This is a genomic window from Priestia sp. J2, assembly GCF_020790095.1.
GTDB classification, from domain to species: domain Bacteria; phylum Bacillota; class Bacilli; order Bacillales; family Bacillaceae_H; genus Priestia; species Priestia zanthoxyli.
Window position 1 is genome coordinate 2,282,602 of the sequence record NZ_CP086208.1, and the last position, 18,829, is coordinate 2,301,430.

An 18,829-nucleotide genomic window follows, 5' to 3' on the forward strand; every position below is an offset into this window, starting at 1 on the left:
GTTTGAGACCTTTACTTTCAGTTCCGTTTTTTTGTTTGTCTATATTCTGTATATGAAAATATGAAATAATATTCTGCTGCATTCAAAATTTTGTAAGCATGTCTTACAAACTCCTTTTCATATGGGGACAAATGGAAGATACTAAGGAGCAAACAAACGGCGGTTTTCTATGACAAACGTCTCGTTTAGCTCAAGAATGGAGGTGTAAAGAGAAGAATAAGAGAAGTACATAATGAGATAGTTAAAGCCTTAGATAAGTACTGATAAGCCGTGTGATTAAGGAGGAGTTCTATGAAAAAAATTTATCTTCTTTGCCTGCTTCCGTTTGTAGGAATATTAGGTTCATTGCCTTTTGTTAACAAAGTGACGCCGTTTATTTTAGGGATGCCTTTTTTTCTTTTTTGGATTGTTATGTGGGTAATCCTTACATCTTTTATTATGGGTATTGTGTACAAGCTCGATCCTGCTGTTAAAGGAGGAGATAAACAATGAATACCGCACTGATTATTATTTTCGGTTTTTTACTTTTAGCTATTTATCTTGGAATTCGAGCTACGCGGGGCAAAAAAATGGATTTAGAACAGTGGAGCGTAGGGGGCAGAGGTTTTGGAACTATTTTTGTCTTCTTTTTGATGGCGGGTGAAATCTATACTACTTTTACGTTTCTAGGTGGAAGCGCTTGGGCATATGGGAAAGGAGGGCCGGCGTTTTATATTTTAGCCTATATTTCTTTAGCGTACGTGTTAGGGTATTGGATTGGTCCGCAAATATGGCGATATGCGAAGCAGCATAAGCTTATGTCTCAGCCGGATTTTTTTGTTTCAAAATACAAAAGTCCGTTTCTTGGTATCGTTGTTTCATGTGCAGGGGTGCTGGCAATTGTTCCTTATATTATTTTACAATTCAAAGGCCTAGGTATTATTGTATCTGAAGCTTCTTATGGCTCTATCTCTTCAACTGCAGCCATTTGGATTGGAGCCATATCATTAACGGTTTACTTAATGATATCAGGCATACATGGTTCTGCTTGGACGGCTATTGTGAAAGATATTATGATTTTTATTGTTGTCTTATTTTTAGGAATATATATGCCGTTTCATTACTACGGAGGCTTACAGCCAATGTTTGAGGCTGTGCATCAAGCAAATCCAACGTTTCTTACTCTTCCCAAGACAGGTCTCAGTATTTCGTGGTTTATTTCTACAGTCATGCTGACCGTATTAGGATTTTACATGTGGCCGCATACGTTTAATGCAACGTATTCAGCTGAAAACGAGAATGTATTTAGAAAGAATTCTATTATAAGTCCTATTTATACGTTAATGCTGCTTTTTGTCTTTTTTGTAGGGTTTACTGCTCTTATGCAGGTACCTGGACTACAAGGCGCAGAAGCGGACTTGTCACTGCTTCGTCTTTCCATTCAAACATTTGACCCGTGGATTGTCGGCTTTATCGGCGCAGCTGGTTTATTAACAGCGCTTGTGCCTGGATCGATGCTCTTGATGGCAGCTTCTACGTCACTATCTAAAAACGTTTACGGCGTGCTTGTTCCCTCAGCGACGGGCAAACAAATTTCGATACTGGCTAAATGCTTCGTACCAGTCATTGCGCTTGTTTCAGTCTATTTTACAATTCATGGAGGGAATACAATTGTAACGCTTTTACTAATGGGCTACAGCATTGTGACGCAGCTGTTTCCTGCTTTTATTTTTAGTTTAATGAAAAACAATATCGTGACTAAATACGGGGCGTGTGCAGGTATTGTTGCCGGCATTGCGTCTGTGATGTATATAACGATTACTGAAACAACGCTTGGCACGTTGTTTCCTGCGTTGCCACAAATCATTAAAGATACAAATGTCGGCGTCATTTCTTTATTTATTAATTTAGTTGTATTAATGGTGGTTAGTTTAGCAACAAAAAAAATCGCCTCACAGCCGCATTTTGAAAGCGGGGCAGTAGATGGCAAACAGATTTTATGAAAATCTTTTTCCAATTGCGTTTTAAGAACATCATGAAGGGTATAAAAGTAGTGCATCACCAAAATGTTCAATATGGCTGCAAGACGTAAGCAGCCTTCTCGATAAAATGTAACGATTGCGTTGTTTTTAAACATAGGTAACGAGTGTGAAAAGCAACAAGACGTATGCCACAAGCGGTGTACGTCTTTTCTATGAAAGATATTCACCTAAAAAAGGAGATGATAACATGACATCTGAAAAAGCATTTGAGCAAAAGAAAGATCTTTTAATGAATCAAATTATTGAATCGGGTTACTTTAAAGCAGAAGACGGGAGACATTTGTACGAATTGAATTTAAGTGAACTAGAACAAACGCATCACGACCTTCAAAGCCAAAAGGTAAGAGAAGTATAATTTGAATCTTCTAGATTATTAGCAATTCAGCTGATTTCGTATATGTCTGTAAACACCAGCTGTTCAGTTTGTTCCTCCGCGATTTTTTGGTTTGAAAGCAGGCACTTTTCTTTTTCTTCCGGTGCGTTTACAACCTCGCTGTTTACAACCATATTCCTCAAACATATAACTCAACACTTAAGAAATAGGCAAATAAAAACAAAAAAAGCGCAGAAGCTGCGCTTTTTTTATTAAGTTAAAAACGAGTGGAAGCCGCTGTTTTTTTAGGTTTGCTCATTGCTTTTTTTAATACTTCAGAAAAATAGGGCTCTCCGCTAGGATTTTGCTGTCTTAGCAAGTCAATGGTTCCTTTCACGTCATCCATAGCTCTGTGAGCGTTCTCTCTCTCAATCTTATGATGGTCAAGAAGTGTTGTTAGTTTTTTGTTAGGAAAGCCGTACTCTTTCCATTTGACAGCACGCATAGAGCAGTGCCATTTTTGGTTAAATAAAGATGGATACCGTTTTAAAAGAAAACTGCGATCGAAAGAAGCATTATGAGCGATGATAGCCGAAACGCTAGTTAACAATGATTCCACTTTTTTATCGTCTAATGTTTTATTTTTGACCATCTCATTTGTAATTCCCGTTAAGTTTGTAATGTACGGGAAAATGGGAGTTGAAGGCATATTAAATTCTTCATATTCTTCTACAATGTCGATTATTTCTCCGGTAGAAGAATCATAAGAAACAACAGCAATTGCCAGTTCGATAATATCGCATGTTTGAGCACTTAATCCCGTTGTTTCAACATCTAAAACGGCTGCTAATTTCACTTGTTCAGTTGACAACTCGTCGCCCTCCTTTTCTATTTATCATTCTATTAGCTTATCATTTTTTAACAGAAAACGTTAGTAAAAAAGATGAGCAAGCATGTACACGGGTTTATTTTATACGCCCACGTGGAAAAGGAATTTACTTTTTTAAAGGAGATGACGATAGCAAAGGAGAATAGTAATATTTACTCATCTAAATTAAGTCTTCATTGAAAATAATGAAATGAAGGAAGAAGGGGATTGTTATCATGCAATTGCTGTATATGGTACTTTTTCTTGTCTTAATTTTTTGGGGAATTACATCTTTTATTCATTACAGGAATCAAACTATTAAAGTTCGTTTGAACAAACATTATACGAATGCAGTAGAATGGATTGAAGCTGTTAAACAAGAGCTGGAAAAGCAAGGGAAATCCGTGAGTTATGAAGGGGATTTCTTGTTTAAAATTGATGAAAAACCTTATGAAATCGCAGCGCGCAATATGTCTATTTGGAGCACGTCGCTCTATCATATCTTGCTGCATCGTCAAAAAGAACATTCTTAAATTTACTTGCATACAAAGGTTATCACTTCTCGTCTATCGAGAAGTGATTTTTTTATCTTTCTGTATCCATAATGGGGAATTTTTTGTTTTTATATAATAGTAATACGGAAAAGGTGGTTCTAATTCCCTAAAAAAATACGCTTCATACAGTTTTAGTTGTGGTTATCGATTTGGCATGGAATTTGCATACGCAAGAAGGGTTTATCAGACATTTTAATTGTCAGGCAAAGAAAACTAGTTACATACTATAAAACTATTTTACATTATCTACTAGAATCAAAAAATTTTAATAATATAGTAAAATGTAGTTGACCTTCCTAGTTTTAGAATATAAAATAAATGTTGCTAATAGTTTGAAAATTCTAAAATGGAGGGGTTTACTTGAAAAGCTGGAAAAAGATTTTGGGGACATCTTTTCTTGCCACAACTGTTACATTAAGCGGAGTGGGACCAGTACTTATGAATGGAAGTACTGCTTCAGCTAAAACCGCACAATCGGAGGAACTTCCGAGTTCACCAATTGATATGAATACAGTACCGGAAGAAAGATTGGCTAACGCACTGAAAAACCAAGGAGTTATTTCTCAAAGTGCAACACCGCAAGAAGTGAAGAAAGCCGTTACTTCTTACATAAACAAAAAAGATGCACATAAAGAGAGCATGAAAGGACATAAAGCTAGCAAAATTGATTTGAAAGCGAAAGAAATGCAAACAAAACAAAAAGAAAAGTTTCAACGAGGCGAATTTGCTAACATTAAGTCTCAAGGAAACAATTCGGGGAACGGGGTAAACGTTAAACCTGCAGCTCAGGCAAAATATAACGGACAAGTGAGAAAAGATAAAGTTCTTGTACTTTTAGTCGAATACGCAGACTTTAAGCACAATAATGTCGTTCAAGAACCTGGTTACATGTATGCAAAAGACTTTAACCGAAATCACTATCAGCAATTAATGTTTGGAAAGAAAGACTTTACGCTATTCAACGGAAAGAAAATTAAAACGTTTAAACAATATTATGAAGAACAGTCTGGAGGTAGTTACACAGTAGATGGAACGGTTTCTGACTGGTTAACCGTACCTGGAAACGCAAAAGAATACGGAGCAGACAATCCAGCGGGAGGAAACGATAATGCGCCTGGATCTAAAGGGCCTCGTAACCTTGTAAAAGAAGCGCTTGCTGCAGCAGCAAAAAGCGGCATTAACCTTTCAGATTATGATCAGTTCGATCAATATGATATCGATGGAGATGGCAACCGCAATGAGCCTGACGGCATAGTGGATCACTTAATGGTCATTCATGCTGGAACTGGGCAAGAAGCAGGTGGAGGTAAACTAGGAAACGATGCTATCTGGTCTCACCGCTCTACTTTGGGACAAGTATATAAAGTTCCTGGAACAAACATGGCTGCTTATGATTATACAATCGAACCAGAAGACGGAGCAGTTGGGGTTTTTGCTCATGAATTTGGCCATGATTTAGGTTTGCCGGATGAGTATGATACACAGTATACGGGTCAAGGTGAGCCGGTAGGCGTTTGGTCAATTATGAGCGGAGGGAGCTGGGCTGGTGAAGTAGCTGGAACAGAACCGACAAGTTTCTCCCCGCAAAATAAAGAGTTTTTCCAAGCAAATATGGGTGGGAACTGGGCAAATATTCAACAAATTGACAGCAAAAACATTACAAAATCGGGCTCTGTGAGCGTGGTTGATCAAAGTGTCACAAAATCTAACCGACCAGGTATTGTAAAGATTAATTTACCTAAAAAAGCTGTTCAAGGGATTAAGCCTGAGTTTGGAAGCAACTATTATTACAGTAAACGCGGAGACGATCTGCATACGACGATGACAACGCCAGAGTTTGATTTAACAACAGCCAACACAGCTAAATTTAATTACAAAGCGTTCTATGAAGTAGAGGCAGAATACGATTACTTATATGTAAATGCGATTCTTCCTGACGGTTCAAAAGTTCTGTTAGATACAATTGGTGATAAAGCGAATAATGCAGATGGTTCTGCTGAAACATCTAACGGAAAATGGGAAGATAAAAGTTATGACTTAACGCAGTTTAAAGGTAAAAAAATCAAGCTTCAATTTGAATACGTCACGGACGGCGGACTTGCTCTTCAAGGATTCGCTCTTGATAATGCTAGTTTAGTAGTAGATGGAAAAACGGTATTCACGGACGATGCTGAAGGAGCTCCAAAAGTAACGTTAGATGGATTTGAAAAGACAAACGGCATCAGCTATAAAGATAACTATTATTACCTTGAGTGGAGAAACTATGCAGGCAGTGATAAAGCACTTCAATTCGCGCGCGGTGCAAAATATAATACAGGCATGCTGCTTTGGTACGCAGATGAAAGCTATCTTGATAACTGGGTAGGACAACATCCGGGTGAAGGATTCCTTGGTGTAGTTGATTCACATGCTCATAAAGTTCTTTACTTTAATGTGAATGGTATTAGCACTACAGCAAATTCAAGCCGATATCAAATTGCAGACGCGGCGTTCTCATTTGATAAATCACCTGCTTGGTCATATTCTCATAAAACGTGGGGAACGATTTCATCTAAAGAATCAAATGGTGTTACAAGCTTTAACGATAAAAAATCGTATTTAGATGAAAGAATTAAAGATGCAGGCCGCTTGCTTCCTCAAAACGGATTAAAATTAGACGTAATTGGTGAAGCAAAAGACAATTCAGCTGGTGCTGTATGGATTCATAAGTAAAATTGGACTTATTAAAAAGATCTGAAGAGCGTATTCTTCGGATCTTTTTTTGTATCATAAAATCAAAATAAACTATGAGCTAAATAATCAAATAAGTTAAGCCCGTTTAAAAAATAGAAAAAAGGGAATTTTCAACAGTGAATAATTGTTATTATGTCATGAAATTCATCCATATAATCAATACTAATAGGTAAAGAAAATATTGAAAAGGAGTTCTAACTATGAGCTATCGTATCGAAAGAGATTCAATTGGAGAAATCAAAGTGGCAGAAGATAAACTATGGGGAGCGCAAACGCAAAGAAGTAAAGAAAACTTTCCAATAGGGATTGAAAAAATGCCGATTGAAGTAATACGCGCTTTTGCGGTTCTGAAGAAAAGTGCGGCTATTAGCAATCATAAACTAGGCAAACTATCAGCAGGGAAATCGGAAGCCATCGTGCAAGCTGCTAACGAAATTATTGAAGGGAAATGGAATGAACATTTTCCTTTAGTAGTATGGCAGACAGGAAGCGGAACGCAATCAAACATGAATGTAAATGAAGTGATTTCCCACCGGGGAAACCAGCTAATAAACGGCGACGAAACGCTCCATCCAAATGATGATGTTAATATGTCACAAAGCTCTAACGATACTTTCCCTACAGCTCTTCATATTGCAGCTGTACTAGAAGTCGAAGATCAATTATTACCTGCTCTAAAAACATTAAAAGAAACGTTTGCTGCGAAGCAAGAGCAGTTTAAAGATATTATTAAAATAGGAAGAACCCATTTACAAGATGCTACACCGCTAACACTAGGACAAGAAATTAGCGGATGGCATCATATGCTCGAAAAAAATGAAGAAATGATTAAACAAAGCGTAGAGTATATGAAGGAGCTAGCTATTGGCGGTACAGCTGTTGGGACGGGGATAAATGCACATCCTGACTTCGGCGATGAAGTAGCGAAAGAAATCAGCAGCACGCTTGCAAAAACATTTATCTCAGCACCTAATAAATTTCATGCATTAACAAGTCACGATCAAGTGGTTTATGCCCATGGTGCACTCAAAGCCTTAGCAGCTGACTTAATGAAAATCGCCAATGACGTACGCTGGCTGGCAAGCGGTCCTCGGAGCGGATTAGGTGAAATCACGATTCCTGCTAACGAACCAGGAAGTTCTATTATGCCTGGAAAAGTAAATCCAACTCAAAGTGAAGCTCTAACAATGGTTTCTGCACAAGTGTTAGGGAATGACGTGACGATTGGAATTGCGGCTAGTCAAGGAAACTTTGAATTAAATGTATTTAAGCCGGTTATTATTTATAATTTTTTACAATCAGTCAGACTGCTGACAGATTCCATGCAGGCTTTTAACGATAAATGCGCAGTAGGAATTGAACCCAACAAAGAGAAAATCCAGCATAATCTAGAAAATTCTCTTATGCTTGTAACAGCGTTAAATCCGCACATAGGGTATGAAAATGCGGCTAAAATCGCCAAGCTGGCTCATCAAGAAGGAACGACATTAAAAGAAGCAGCGGTAAAAACAGGCCTTCTGACAGAAGAACAATTTGAGCAATGGGTAAATCCAGCTAATATGATTCATCCATCAAAATAAAACAAGAAGCCAAGCAGCTCAGAATGCTTGGCTTCTTGTTTTATAATAAAATGAACATTGTTCTAAATAAACATATAAAAAGAGAAAGCGGATTAAAAGAAATTTTACACTACCTTGTACTAGATTCAAGTACATACGATTAGGGTATTTACATCTTTATAAAGGAGGGATTCAAGTGACGTACGAAGTGAAGTTTTATTTTGGAAATGAAAAATCAATCAGTACATTGGTTGAATCAGAAAATGTAAAAGAGCTTGAGGAATCTATTATTCATACGCAAGGATGGTATCGTTATTATGACAAAAAACACGAAGCTTATTTAGCTATTCAAATGAGCAACGTTTTACACATCGTTATAAAACAATATCAAGATCCGGAAAAACAGGGGTTTTAAAATATTCGTCGTATACATAAGGAAGCTAGCAAAAGAGGTGAAAACTATGCAAAGTCGACATTCAAATAATCCTATTATTCTCGATGTTTCTCATCATCAAGGAATCATTAATTGGAAAGAAATAAAAAACACCTCAGTGAAAGGGGTGTATATAAAGTTAACAGAAGGCGGAACTTTTGTAGATCCTAGATCTTATGAAAATTATATAGGTGCTAAAAATGCGGGCTTGAGAGTAGGATTTTATCATTATGCTCACTGTACAAATAGCCCGGAGAAAGAAGCTGCTTTTTTTATTGCTCAGCTTGGACAAATGAAACTAGACCTTCCGCCGTGTTTGGATCTAGAAGAAGACAAGAAAAAATCCAAAGAATTTGTTTCTCGCTTTGCCGTAAGCTGGCTCGAGCATGTTCACAAAACAACAGGGATTAAGCCTATCGTATATACTAATTATCATTTTGCTAAAACTTTTTTTACAACTGAAATAAGTAAGTATCCTTTGTGGGTAGCAAGATATAGTGCAAACAATAGACAAGGCGGTATGCAGCACCCTGGTGAGCTAAGTCAATGGCAGCGATGGGCAATGTTTCAGTATACGGATTCTGGCAGAGTAAAAGGAATTTCTACAAATGTGGATATAAATGAAATGGACTGCTCATTTTTTAAAGAAGTCACAACAAATCTCTCTATGACGAATAATACAAAAGGACCATTTGTCTATTCCAAAGGTGATAGAGGGTTAGGAGTCAAACAAATTCAGCAAAACTTACTTACGCTAGGTTTTTCTCTTCCGAAGTTTGGAGCAGACGGTTCCTATGGAGATGAATTAATCGCTGCAGTGAAAAAATTCCAGAATCGGTATGGCCTTTTTTCAGATGGAATAGCAGGAGCGGACACGCTGCAGCGTCTTGTTAAAGAAGTGAATAATCTGAATAATCGGGTTTGAGAGAGTACCTGAGAGGGAAAAGTTATTGTAAGATTCAAAATGGTACAAGGAAGGAGCTATTATGAGAAAACGAAAACAAAAAGCATTGATATCAGGTATTACGCTATCAACGGTAGGAGTCGGCATTACGTCTTATCTATTAAGCGATGCTGCGAAACGCCGAAAAGTAAAAGGACTTGTTCGAAGTGCCAAAGTAAAACTTTCAAGTTTATCCAAAAAACAGCAGGTAAATGCTAGCCTAAATAAAGATGCGCATTCAGATCCTACGTACGTTTCTGAAAGCAATATGATTTCAGAAGGACCTATGTATCAAGATCAGCATAGATAATAAAAAAACTAGTCTTGCCTCGGGCGAGACTAGTTTTTTTTATCAATTTTATAAATAGCAGCGCTTATTCATGTTACACTCTCTATATAAGGGAATTATTTCACGCATATTTACAAGTAAAGGAGGAATAGAAGGAGTGATTAGTAGCGGATTATTTGTTAACTTATGTATTTTTTCGTTTTTTGTCAGCATTATGATTGCGATACGAATATTTTTGCTGCAGCGTCTAGCCCATAAATACAAATGGATGAGTGGTATTTATGCAAGTATTGTTTCTGCTATTCTTATGATATATAGCGTTACGTATCAACAGATTACATATGATTTACGTTTTCTTCCTCTTATTTTGACCGTTCTATACTTTGGTTATAGAGCCGGTGCAGTTGCAGGTATCACTATGGCTGTGTGCAGTATCTATTTAGAAAGTCATTGGTTACTGACTATCTTAATTTTAATCTTTACCTTTTTATTTTCCCTTCCTCTTATTCGATATAGAAAGCAGTTTTCTTTATTAAAACAATCTCTTCTTTGTTTTTTTATTCATTTTATCGTCCATGTCTTACTGACGAATTACTTCTGGAATACACCTATTCAGTCGCCGTTTTATAGCGAAATAGAATATTTAGTGTTCGGAATTCTCGGACTGGGAGTAGCTGTAGCGACGATAGAATTTTATCGTAAATTTTACGCTGTAGCAGAAGAAGCTGCTTATGCTGGATCAGATTCATGTAAGGATGAAGAAGATTCTTTTTTTGTCAGAATAATGAAAAAAGAACTAGAATATACGAAAGAACAGCTGGAGTCTTTTATTAATCATCACATGGATGCGGTGATCATAACTGATTTAGAAGGGCGGATCTTGCGAGTTAATGAAGCCTACGAAAAAGTATATGGCTGGAAAGCCCACGAAGTAGTTGGGAAAACATATTACGAAATAGCAGGGGCTTTTAGTGAGGACGTACATGAGAATATAAAAAAGACGGTTGCTGAAAAAGAGGCAATCAATCGAGTAGAAGTTGTAAGAGCTCGTAAAGACGGAAGTTTAGTAGATCTTCGCATCACTATTTCGCCAATTTTTAATGGGAAAGATGAGTTAATAGGTTTGTCTGGAGTATGTGTGGATATATCTGAGGCTAAAAAAGCGAGAAAAGAGCTTGACTTGTTACATCGTAAGCTTAAGGAAAGTGAGTTGAAATATCGAACGTTATTTGAATATGCAAACGATGCAATTTATTTACTTGAAATAGGTTCTAATCATTTTCCTTCTCGTTTTATCGAAGTAAATGAAGCTGGATGTAAGCGCTTTGGATATACGAGAGAAGAGCTTTTATCCATGCCATGCCAAGATATTATACCTAGAGATTCTGACATTGTTCGAAAAACGGTTGAAGAAATTCGCCAAGGAAATCTTTCTTTCACGCTGCAATCACAGTTTACATTTAAGTCTGGAGAAGTAAAAAAACTAGAATATAGTGGGAAATTGTTCAATATAGAAAACAAAAAAGTGCTTCTTATTGTTTCAAGAGACAGGACAGAATACCTAGAAACAGAAGAGCTGTTGCAGAAATCTGAGAAATTAGCAGCGGTCGGTCAGCTTGCTACAGCTATTGCTCATGAAATTAGAAATCCTTTAACGGCCATCAAAGGGTTTATGCAGCTATTAACTGAAAAAGCGAGTAAAGAAGAGTTAACCTATATGAACATTATATCCTCTGAAATTGAGCGTATTGAAATGATTACAGATGAATTCATGTCTGTGGCAAAACCACAGGCTGTAACATTTCAGTCGATTGATTTGCAGCTGTTAATTCAACAAGTGATTTTATTGCTGCAGCCTCAAGCAACCATGAAAAACATTTTTATTGAACTTCACTCATATGGAGAATTGCCTCTTGTATATTGTGAAAGCAATCAAATGAAACAGGTGTTTATAAATATTCTTAAAAATGCGATTGAAGCAATGCCTTCCGGAGGCGAAATTAAAGTTGAGCTGAGACAAAAAGACGACAATCACCTTCATATTCAAATTATTGATGAAGGTGTAGGAATTTCAAAAGATCGCATTAAACATTTAGGTGAACCATTTTACAGTATTAAAGAAGACGGTATTGGGTTAGGGTTAATGATCTGCTTTAATATTATCCAGCAGCATAAAGGAACTCTTAGTATTGAAAGTGAAGTAAACAAAGGGACGAATGTGGAAATTTGTTTACCGTTAAAATAAAAGGTAATCAGTTAAAGGCAGAAGAAATTTTGCAACAAGTTGTTTAGTAAAGTTATAATATTCTATGTTGGAGTAAAATAAGCAAAGGAGTGGTTACGATTAAACAGAAAAAGTGGATTAACATATTTCGTATTCTGTATATTATTTTTGCTATTATTGCAATTGGAGCATCTTTTGGAGACTATTCTTTCGGGCTTAATAATCCCCGCATAGTCAGTTTAACGGCTCTCGTTTTGGCGGTTATTTGTATTGTTCCGTATTACATACTTCGCTTTAAAGAACAAGCTTCTAAAAGTAAATAAGTTAATAGTTGTTATCTTAAAAGAGGCTGTGACAAAAGCAGTTTAGTTGAAGGGAAATCCGAACGATTTATCGTTCGGATTTTTTTGTTATGGCGAACATGGGTTTAATCTAGCTGGTTGCTTCTAGCGGTTGATTGGAGTGATTTCATTATGTCTCAATCTCTTTTTTATCGTTATAAAAGGGCGATAAATGGGCGAGCATTTTTTCTAGCCTGTACATATGCTATAGAGTAAACAGGCTACGGAGGTGAAGTGAAATGGGATTTTGTAACTGGGGTTACGGCGGTGGTTATGGCTACGGCGGTTACGGCGGCTACGGTAATTACGGTGGCGGTTTTGCATTAATCGTTGTACTATTTGTTTTATTAGTTATCGTTGGTTGTGTATGCTTGAAATAATCAGAAAAAGCACGGATTTACAAAGATTTTAGTAGATTCGTGCTTTTTTACGTTCATAAGAAGTACAGTACTATAATAAAATAATGTTGTGCACGTACATAAAAAACATATAAAAAATTTAATTAATAGATTAAAAAAATAAAAAAATGAAGAGGAAGAGTATATTTAAGCCGAAAAAATGGTCTGAAATTTATAATTTTCCTTATAAGTAATTTTTGTAAAATGCTTCATAGAACTGACAGTAAGAACGAATAACGCTACCTATCCTACTAGTTTTTATCAGCTGGCTAGAAGAATTATTTTACTTGTATGAAAATCAACATAAATGATTTTCATATAGTTTAAATAGGTAAAAAAGACTTATTGCAGAGGAATCATTTTTAATTTTCATAATAATAGGAATATTGAAATAATATATAGACGTAGTAATTTTTAGTTGCTATAATGTTGCTAATTATCGCAATTAACAGAAAAATTGAGGTAATTAAATTTACTAGGGATAGGGAGAAAAAAACTATGAAAAAGAAAAAACAGGCTTTAAAGGTATTATTATCAGTTGGTATTCTTTCTTCATCATTTGCTTTTGCACATACGAGCAGTGCTGCGCCAAACAATGTACTTTCAACTGAAAAGTATAACAAAGAAATTAAATCTCCTGAGTTTATTTCCGGAAAGCTCTCGGGCCCGTCATCGCAGAAGGCTCAAGACGTCGTATTTCACTATATGAATACAAATAAAGACAAATATAAATTAGGAAACGAAAATGCTCAAAACTCATTTAAAGTGACAGAAGTGGTGAAAGATCCTATTGAACAAGCAACCGTGGTACGCTTGCAGCAAGTATATAATAATATTCCCGTTTGGGGATCTACTCAATTAGCACACGTAGCGAAAGATGGAACCTTAAAAGTTGTATCAGGTACAGTAGCTCCTGATTTAGATAAAAAGGAAAAGCTAAAAGGCCAAAAGCAACTTGACAGCAAAAAGGCGATTCAAGTAGCTGAAAAAGACTTAGGCTTTAAGCCGACGTATGAAAAATCTCCTTCATCTGAACTGTATATTTATCGAAATGGTTCAGACACTACATATGCTTATGTAGTAAATTTAAATTTCTTAAATCCTGAACCAGGCAACTATTATTACTTTGTTGATGCTACTAGCGGTAAAGTACTGGATAAGTACAATACAATTGATTCCGTAGCTGGTCCAAAAGCCGACGTGAAGCAAGTGGCAAAGCCGGCAGCGAAACCTGTAACAGGCACAAATGCTATTGGCTCAGGTAAAGGAGTTCTTGGAGATACTAAATCCTTAAAGACAACGTTATCTAGTTCTACTTACTACTTACAAGATAATACAAGAGGCGCTACAATCTATACGTACGATGCAAAAAATCGTACATCTCTTCCGGGTACGCTATGGGCCGATACCGATAATACGTACAATGCAACTCGCGATGCAGCTGCAGTAGATGCTCACTATTATGCAGGCGTGACATATGATTATTATAAAAACAAATTTAACCGCAACTCCTATGACAATGCAGGAGCTCCGCTAAAATCGACTGTTCATTATAGCAGCGGCTACAACAATGCGTTTTGGAATGGCTCTCAAATGGTATATGGAGATGGGGATGGAACTACTTTTGTTCCGCTATCAGGAGGATTAGATGTTATCGGACATGAATTGACGCATGCGGTGACAGAAAGAAGTTCTAATTTAATCTATCAATATGAATCAGGTGCATTAAACGAAGCGATTTCCGATATTTTCGGAACGTTGGTAGAATACTATGACAACCGAAATCCAGATTGGGAAATTGGAGAGGATATTTATACGCCTGGAACAAGCGGCGATGCACTTCGTTCAATGAGCAACCCAGCGAAATACGGAGATCCGGATCATTATTCAAAGCGCTATACAGGTTCTAGTGACAACGGCGGGGTTCATACAAATAGCGGTATTATTAACAAAGCTGCCTACTTGCTAGCTAACGGAGGAACTCATTACGGAGTTACTGTAATAGGAATCGGCGGAGATAAGCTAGGGAAAATTTATTACCGTGCCAATACGCTATACTTCACTCAGTCTACAACGTTCAGCCAAGCGCGTGCAGGTTTAGTACAAGCTGCTGCTGATCTATACGGTTCAGGCTCTCAAGAAGTAATTTCAGTAGGCAAGTCATTTGACGCAGTTGGTGTTCAATAAGCTATAAACCAAAAGTCGCAAGATAAATGAGGTATCTGGCGACTCTCTATACTACCTAACTACCAATAAAGGAGTACTCGTATAAATATATTACAGTACTCCTTTATTTTATGTTAATAAATAATGAAGATAGATTTCTTCCCAATCCATAAAAATCCACTTCTTATTCCTCCCTTTTATATCCATTCGAATTATACCGTTGCTTGTTAAATGAAGAGGACCCGTTTTAGTAAACGGTCTTATCATAAAATGTTATAATAAAGAAAAGGCTTGAATACATACATATGAAAAAGGAGTGGAGGAATCAATGGACAAAATTGCTGTTATTTCAGATATCCACGGAAATCTCCCTGCATTAGAAGCAGTTTTAGCTGACATACAACAACGAGATATCCATCGCATCATTTGTCTAGGTGATTTAGTAGGAAAAGGACCGGATTCAAGTAAAGCAATTGATATCATAAAAGAAAAGTGCGAAGTAACAGTAATGGGGAACTGGGATGACTTCATTACAAAGCCTGCGGAATTTGAAGCGTTAAAATGGCATCAAGAGAAGTTAAGTTCAAACCAAGAAGCATACTTAAAGGAACTTCCTTTTTCTGTTGAGTTTATGATGAGCGGGAAATTAATTAGAATGTTTCACGCTTCACCTAGAAGTCTTTATGACCGAATTCAACCCTGGGATTCACTTGAAAAGCGCCTTAGTCTATTTGCTAATACGGAATATACGGAAAATATAAAAGGATCAAGAGAACCGGATGTCATCTGTTACGGAGATGTACATAATGCATTTATTCAACATATTAAAGGGAAAACGCTGTGTAATGTAGGAAGTGTAGGAAACCCGCTTGATTTACCACAAGCTTCCTATCTTATCTTAGAAGGAAAGGATCAAGGCGAAAGTCCTTCAGCATTTTCTATTCAATTTGTGCGTATTCCATACGATATTGAAAAAGCAATTGAATTGGCGAGAGCTGTAGAGATGCCGGACTTTGAACCCTACGTTCAAGAATTAAAAACAGCTCGCTATAGAGGACTAAAAAATTAAGAGTAGAATGATGCATCTTAACCTTCAGCATAAATGCTGGAGGTTTTTTAGTTGAGTAGCTGAGAGGTTTTTCAACATCATTAGTATGATACATACAAATAGAAGTTATTCAGATGAGTTTAAAGAAGGGAAAACTTGGAGAAAAACATACAGCATTTGAAAGGAAATAAATTTTATTTTATGAAGACAATATGAAGAGGGCAATTCCATTTGAACATAAAGTTATGCAAAAATGCCCCTGAAAAGCTGTTTTTAACATAACGAGTGGAGGAATACATGATGAAATTTTTTATTGATACAGCTAACCTGGAAGATATTAAAAAAGCATATAAAATCGGGGTATTATCAGGTGTTACCACAAACCCTTCGCTAGTAGCTAAAGAAGGCGTAAAGTTTGAAGATCGCATCGAAGAAATTTTAAAAACCGTCCCGGAAGTAGAATCCGTTTCAGCAGAAGTCACCCCCGACACAGTAACAGCAGAAGACATGATTGCGCAAGCAGAAAAGCTTATAAAAATTAACGGAGGAGACAAAAATATAACAATTAAACTTCCTATGACCATTGCTGGATTGGAAGCAACCCGTTATCTAGCTAAAAAAGGCGTGAAAACAAACGTAACGTTAATTTTCACAGTGAATCAAGCGCTTCTAGCAGCCCGTGCTGGTGCGACATACGTATCGCCATTTTTAGGACGCTTAGATGATATTTCAGAAGACGGTGTGTATCTGGTATCTCGAATTGCCGAGCTATTTCGAATTCAACACATTGACTCACAAATTATAGCAGCGTCAGTCAGACACCCAGATCATGTCACACGAGTAGCTCTTGCTGGGGCTCATATTGCGACCATTCCGTATGCTGTAATTGAACAATTAGTAAAACACCCGTTAACAGAACAAGGAATTGAAAAGTTTGCATCAGACTGGGAAAAAGCTGTGAAAAGTTAAATTCACTTAAGGAGAAGACATCATTTGAGTGTCTTCTCTGTTTAAAGGGTATACGAAGATTCTTTTTTTCTATTTTGCAGCAAACAACTTATCATTAATAGGCGAACATCCTATACATATATACAGAGATGACATACGTTAATAGAAACGAAAGAGGTGGTAAAATGGGATGTATTATTAACATTGAGAATATCGTGACTAACGGGTTAAAAGACAATTCAAATGTAAGCGTAGGCTGTGTTGTACAAAATAGTCACACGGCCAATACAAAATCGGTAGGAGCTTGTTTTTCGTTTGGAAATAGCTCTCCTGCTATTGCCTCTATGACAAACAGTAATATCGACTTTTGCAAAGATGAAGAAAATAAAGAGCAACAATCTTAAAAACAATTCCAGAAAGAGTATTTCTGGAATTGTTTTTTGGTAAGTGATAGAGTTTTGTTAACGAGATATTTTATGCTCCAAAAGGAAAATATTCATAAAGAAGGGGAGCTGTGCTATGAGCATTATTTCTATGATTCCTTATACATACGTTGAAAGAAAAATAAAACGAACAAAAAAAGTGACGATTCAGCATTCAAAAGACATGTGCTTATATACTGATAATATTGAAACAGAGAATGAGTCCTTTCACATTAACAGCGTATTTGACATCTCTTACAAATGCGTTTCAAAAGAAAGCGGCTTTTTGTACTTACATACAAATCAAGGAATGTTCGCTTATACCATACACACCGATCCTGGTGATTTTATAGCAGCATATAAAGATATAAAAAAGAAGAGGTGAGCAACGTCACCTCTTCTTTTTTTGGTTTATTATTTGATCCACTGTACAACTTGATCCATACTTCTTCTTGTTTTTTCGCGTTTAGGTTCGTGAATACGGTAGCCGAACGCAACCATAACAGAAACATCAAACTTGCCGTCTTCTAGTAATCCTTCTTCTTTTAGAATTTCATGTACTTGGTCATAGTTAAACCCTTCAATTGGGCAAGAATCAATGCCAATTTGAGCAGCTGATGTCATCATATTAGCTAGTGCAATATAAGATTGTTTGCTGGCCCAATCAAATAGCGCTCGCTTGCTTTCGAACAAGTGAAAATCATTTTCTTGGAAATCTTTGTAACGAGGCATTAATGTCTCTAATACATCCTCCGGCATTTCTTTTACGTTTTTCTGAAGATTTAACACATATTCAGAGTCATATCTTGCGTCTGTACGAGAAAGAATAATAACAAAATGACTTGCTGTAGGAATTTGGCCTTGTGCTCCCCAAGAAACAGCTTTTAATTTTTCTTTTAAATCTTCATTTTCAACGACTAAAAATTTCCACGGCTCGTAACCTACTGAGCTTGGAGATAAGCGCCCCGTTTCTAAAATGAATTGGAAATCTTCATCGGAAATTTTCTTCGCTGGATCAAACTCTTTTGTAGCATGACGAAAGTTAAATGCGTCTAAAATTTCTTGTTTCTTATCTGTATTGTTCATGTGTAAACAACCTTTCTGTAAAAATATTTAATGATGAACTGTTCAGAGTAATCTATACCCTGTATAGCTTACAACTAACAGTCAGTTAACATACAATTTGTCGTAAAATCCGTTTGCAGATTTATCATAAATCATATAATTCATCCTAACAAGTACGCACATTTTTGTTGTATAGTATACTTTTTTATACTATTGATACAGTTTTATAAGAAGCAGAAAGAAGTAAACGACCTGTAGAGTGTATTTAGGAAAAGCAGTTAAGAGGGGGAGAAAGGAGAAGAGGAACCTTCTCCTTTTTAGTTAAATTTTTGTATTTGATTTTTTCGCTTTGTTTTCAAGTTCACTTTTCGGTTCTGTTGAAAATTCAACATCTTTTCCGTGCCCTTGAGGGTTAACACCAGGAGCTACTTGACCTCGGTTAGCAGATTTTTTTGTACCCATTTTCGTCACCTCCGTTCGGTTAGTATGTGCAAAAAAGTGAAA

18 protein-coding genes and 1 pseudogene are annotated in these 18,829 nt (G+C 36.6%); 16 read left to right on the forward strand and 3 right to left on the reverse strand.

What is annotated here, in order from left to right; translation table 11 throughout:
• Positions 1-291: 291 nt before the first annotated feature.
• From LJY09_RS11445 to LJY09_RS11455, 3 genes are all read left to right on the forward strand, one after another.
• Positions 292-492 carry a DUF3311 domain-containing protein gene (locus tag LJY09_RS11445; protein ID WP_028413380.1) on the forward strand — a complete coding sequence of 67 codons (201 nt, stop codon included), beginning with the start codon at positions 292-294 and terminating at the stop codon, positions 490-492.
• Complete coding sequence (locus LJY09_RS11450; protein ID WP_099330985.1) at positions 489-1,982, forward strand: sodium:solute symporter family protein; 1,494 nt, start codon at positions 489-491, stop codon at positions 1,980-1,982. Before LJY09_RS11445 ends, LJY09_RS11450 begins: the two co-directional genes overlap by 4 nt.
• A 226-nt stretch (positions 1,983-2,208) precedes the next feature.
• Positions 2,209-2,376 carry a Fur-regulated basic protein FbpA gene (locus LJY09_RS11455; RefSeq protein WP_080754423.1) on the forward strand — a complete coding sequence of 56 codons (168 nt, stop codon included), beginning with the start codon at positions 2,209-2,211 and terminating at the stop codon, positions 2,374-2,376.
• Between the two features lie 235 nt (positions 2,377-2,611).
• On the opposite strand, the gene LJY09_RS11460 is transcribed toward LJY09_RS11455, so the two are convergent.
• Positions 2,612-3,205 carry an exonuclease domain-containing protein gene (locus tag LJY09_RS11460; protein ID WP_028413378.1) on the reverse strand — a complete coding sequence of 198 codons (594 nt, stop codon included), beginning with the start codon at positions 3,203-3,205 and terminating at the stop codon, positions 2,612-2,614.
• Between the two features lie 233 nt (positions 3,206-3,438).
• On the opposite strand from LJY09_RS11460, the gene LJY09_RS11465 reads away from it, so the two are divergent.
• From LJY09_RS11465 to LJY09_RS11525, 13 genes and pseudogenes are all read left to right on the forward strand, one after another.
• The gene (locus LJY09_RS11465; RefSeq protein WP_028413377.1) at positions 3,439-3,735 is read left to right on the forward strand and encodes a hypothetical protein; all 297 of its coding nucleotides are present in this window, start codon (positions 3,439-3,441) and stop codon (positions 3,733-3,735) included.
• A 381-nt stretch (positions 3,736-4,116) separates the two neighbouring features.
• Positions 4,117-6,468: an immune inhibitor A domain-containing protein gene (locus LJY09_RS11470; RefSeq protein ID WP_099330986.1), complete on the forward strand. Its 2,352-nt coding sequence runs from the start codon at positions 4,117-4,119 to the stop codon at positions 6,466-6,468.
• Between the two features lie 221 nt (positions 6,469-6,689).
• Positions 6,690-8,069 (forward strand): class II fumarate hydratase, encoded by a 1,380-nt coding sequence (fumC, locus tag LJY09_RS11475; RefSeq protein ID WP_028413375.1) that lies wholly within the window; start codon positions 6,690-6,692, stop codon positions 8,067-8,069.
• Positions 8,070-8,244: 175 nt separating this feature from the next.
• The gene (locus LJY09_RS11480; protein ID WP_155010166.1) at positions 8,245-8,463 is read left to right on the forward strand and encodes a hypothetical protein; all 219 of its coding nucleotides are present in this window, start codon (positions 8,245-8,247) and stop codon (positions 8,461-8,463) included.
• Between the two features lie 46 nt (positions 8,464-8,509).
• The gene (locus tag LJY09_RS11485) at positions 8,510-9,406 is read left to right on the forward strand and encodes a GH25 family lysozyme (RefSeq protein ID WP_155010165.1); all 897 of its coding nucleotides are present in this window, start codon (positions 8,510-8,512) and stop codon (positions 9,404-9,406) included.
• A 61-nt stretch (positions 9,407-9,467) separates the two neighbouring features.
• A complete protein-coding gene (locus LJY09_RS11490; protein ID WP_028413373.1) occupies positions 9,468-9,734 on the forward strand; it encodes a hypothetical protein in 267 nt (88 codons plus the stop codon).
• A 136-nt stretch (positions 9,735-9,870) separates the two neighbouring features.
• Positions 9,871-11,958: a PAS domain S-box protein gene (locus LJY09_RS11495; protein ID WP_155010164.1), complete on the forward strand. Its 2,088-nt coding sequence runs from the start codon at positions 9,871-9,873 to the stop codon at positions 11,956-11,958.
• Positions 11,959-12,517: 559 nt separating this feature from the next.
• Positions 12,518-12,658, forward strand: coding sequence for a YjcZ family sporulation protein (locus tag LJY09_RS11500; RefSeq protein WP_028413371.1), 141 nt, complete (start codon positions 12,518-12,520; stop codon positions 12,656-12,658).
• 606 nt (positions 12,659-13,264) lie between these two features.
• Positions 13,265-14,863: pseudogene (locus tag LJY09_RS11505) on the forward strand (M4 family metallopeptidase); the annotation flags it as partial.
• 307 nt (positions 14,864-15,170) lie between these two features.
• The gene (locus LJY09_RS11510) at positions 15,171-15,911 is read left to right on the forward strand and encodes a metallophosphoesterase family protein (RefSeq protein WP_028413369.1); all 741 of its coding nucleotides are present in this window, start codon (positions 15,171-15,173) and stop codon (positions 15,909-15,911) included.
• Positions 15,912-16,190: 279 nt separating this feature from the next.
• Positions 16,191-16,859 (forward strand): fructose-6-phosphate aldolase, encoded by a 669-nt coding sequence (fsa, locus tag LJY09_RS11515; RefSeq protein ID WP_028413368.1) that lies wholly within the window; start codon positions 16,191-16,193, stop codon positions 16,857-16,859.
• Between the two features lie 164 nt (positions 16,860-17,023).
• Entirely contained in the window at positions 17,024-17,242 is a 219-nt protein-coding gene (locus LJY09_RS11520; RefSeq protein WP_033578963.1) for a spore germination protein, read from the forward strand.
• A gap of 115 nt (positions 17,243-17,357) precedes the next feature.
• Positions 17,358-17,645 carry a hypothetical protein gene (locus tag LJY09_RS11525; RefSeq protein ID WP_028413366.1) on the forward strand — a complete coding sequence of 96 codons (288 nt, stop codon included), beginning with the start codon at positions 17,358-17,360 and terminating at the stop codon, positions 17,643-17,645.
• A gap of 29 nt (positions 17,646-17,674) precedes the next feature.
• Here the strand turns inward: LJY09_RS11525 and LJY09_RS11530 are convergent, their stop codons facing one another.
• Both LJY09_RS11530 and sspL read right to left on the reverse strand, forming a co-directional pair.
• The gene (locus tag LJY09_RS11530; RefSeq protein WP_047750986.1) at positions 17,675-18,346 is read right to left on the reverse strand and encodes an NAD(P)H-dependent oxidoreductase; all 672 of its coding nucleotides are present in this window, start codon (positions 18,344-18,346) and stop codon (positions 17,675-17,677) included.
• Positions 18,347-18,646: 300 nt separating this feature from the next.
• The gene (gene sspL / locus LJY09_RS11535; RefSeq protein WP_013057030.1) at positions 18,647-18,787 is read right to left on the reverse strand and encodes a small, acid-soluble spore protein L; all 141 of its coding nucleotides are present in this window, start codon (positions 18,785-18,787) and stop codon (positions 18,647-18,649) included.
• Between the last annotated feature and the right edge of the window lie 42 nt (positions 18,788-18,829).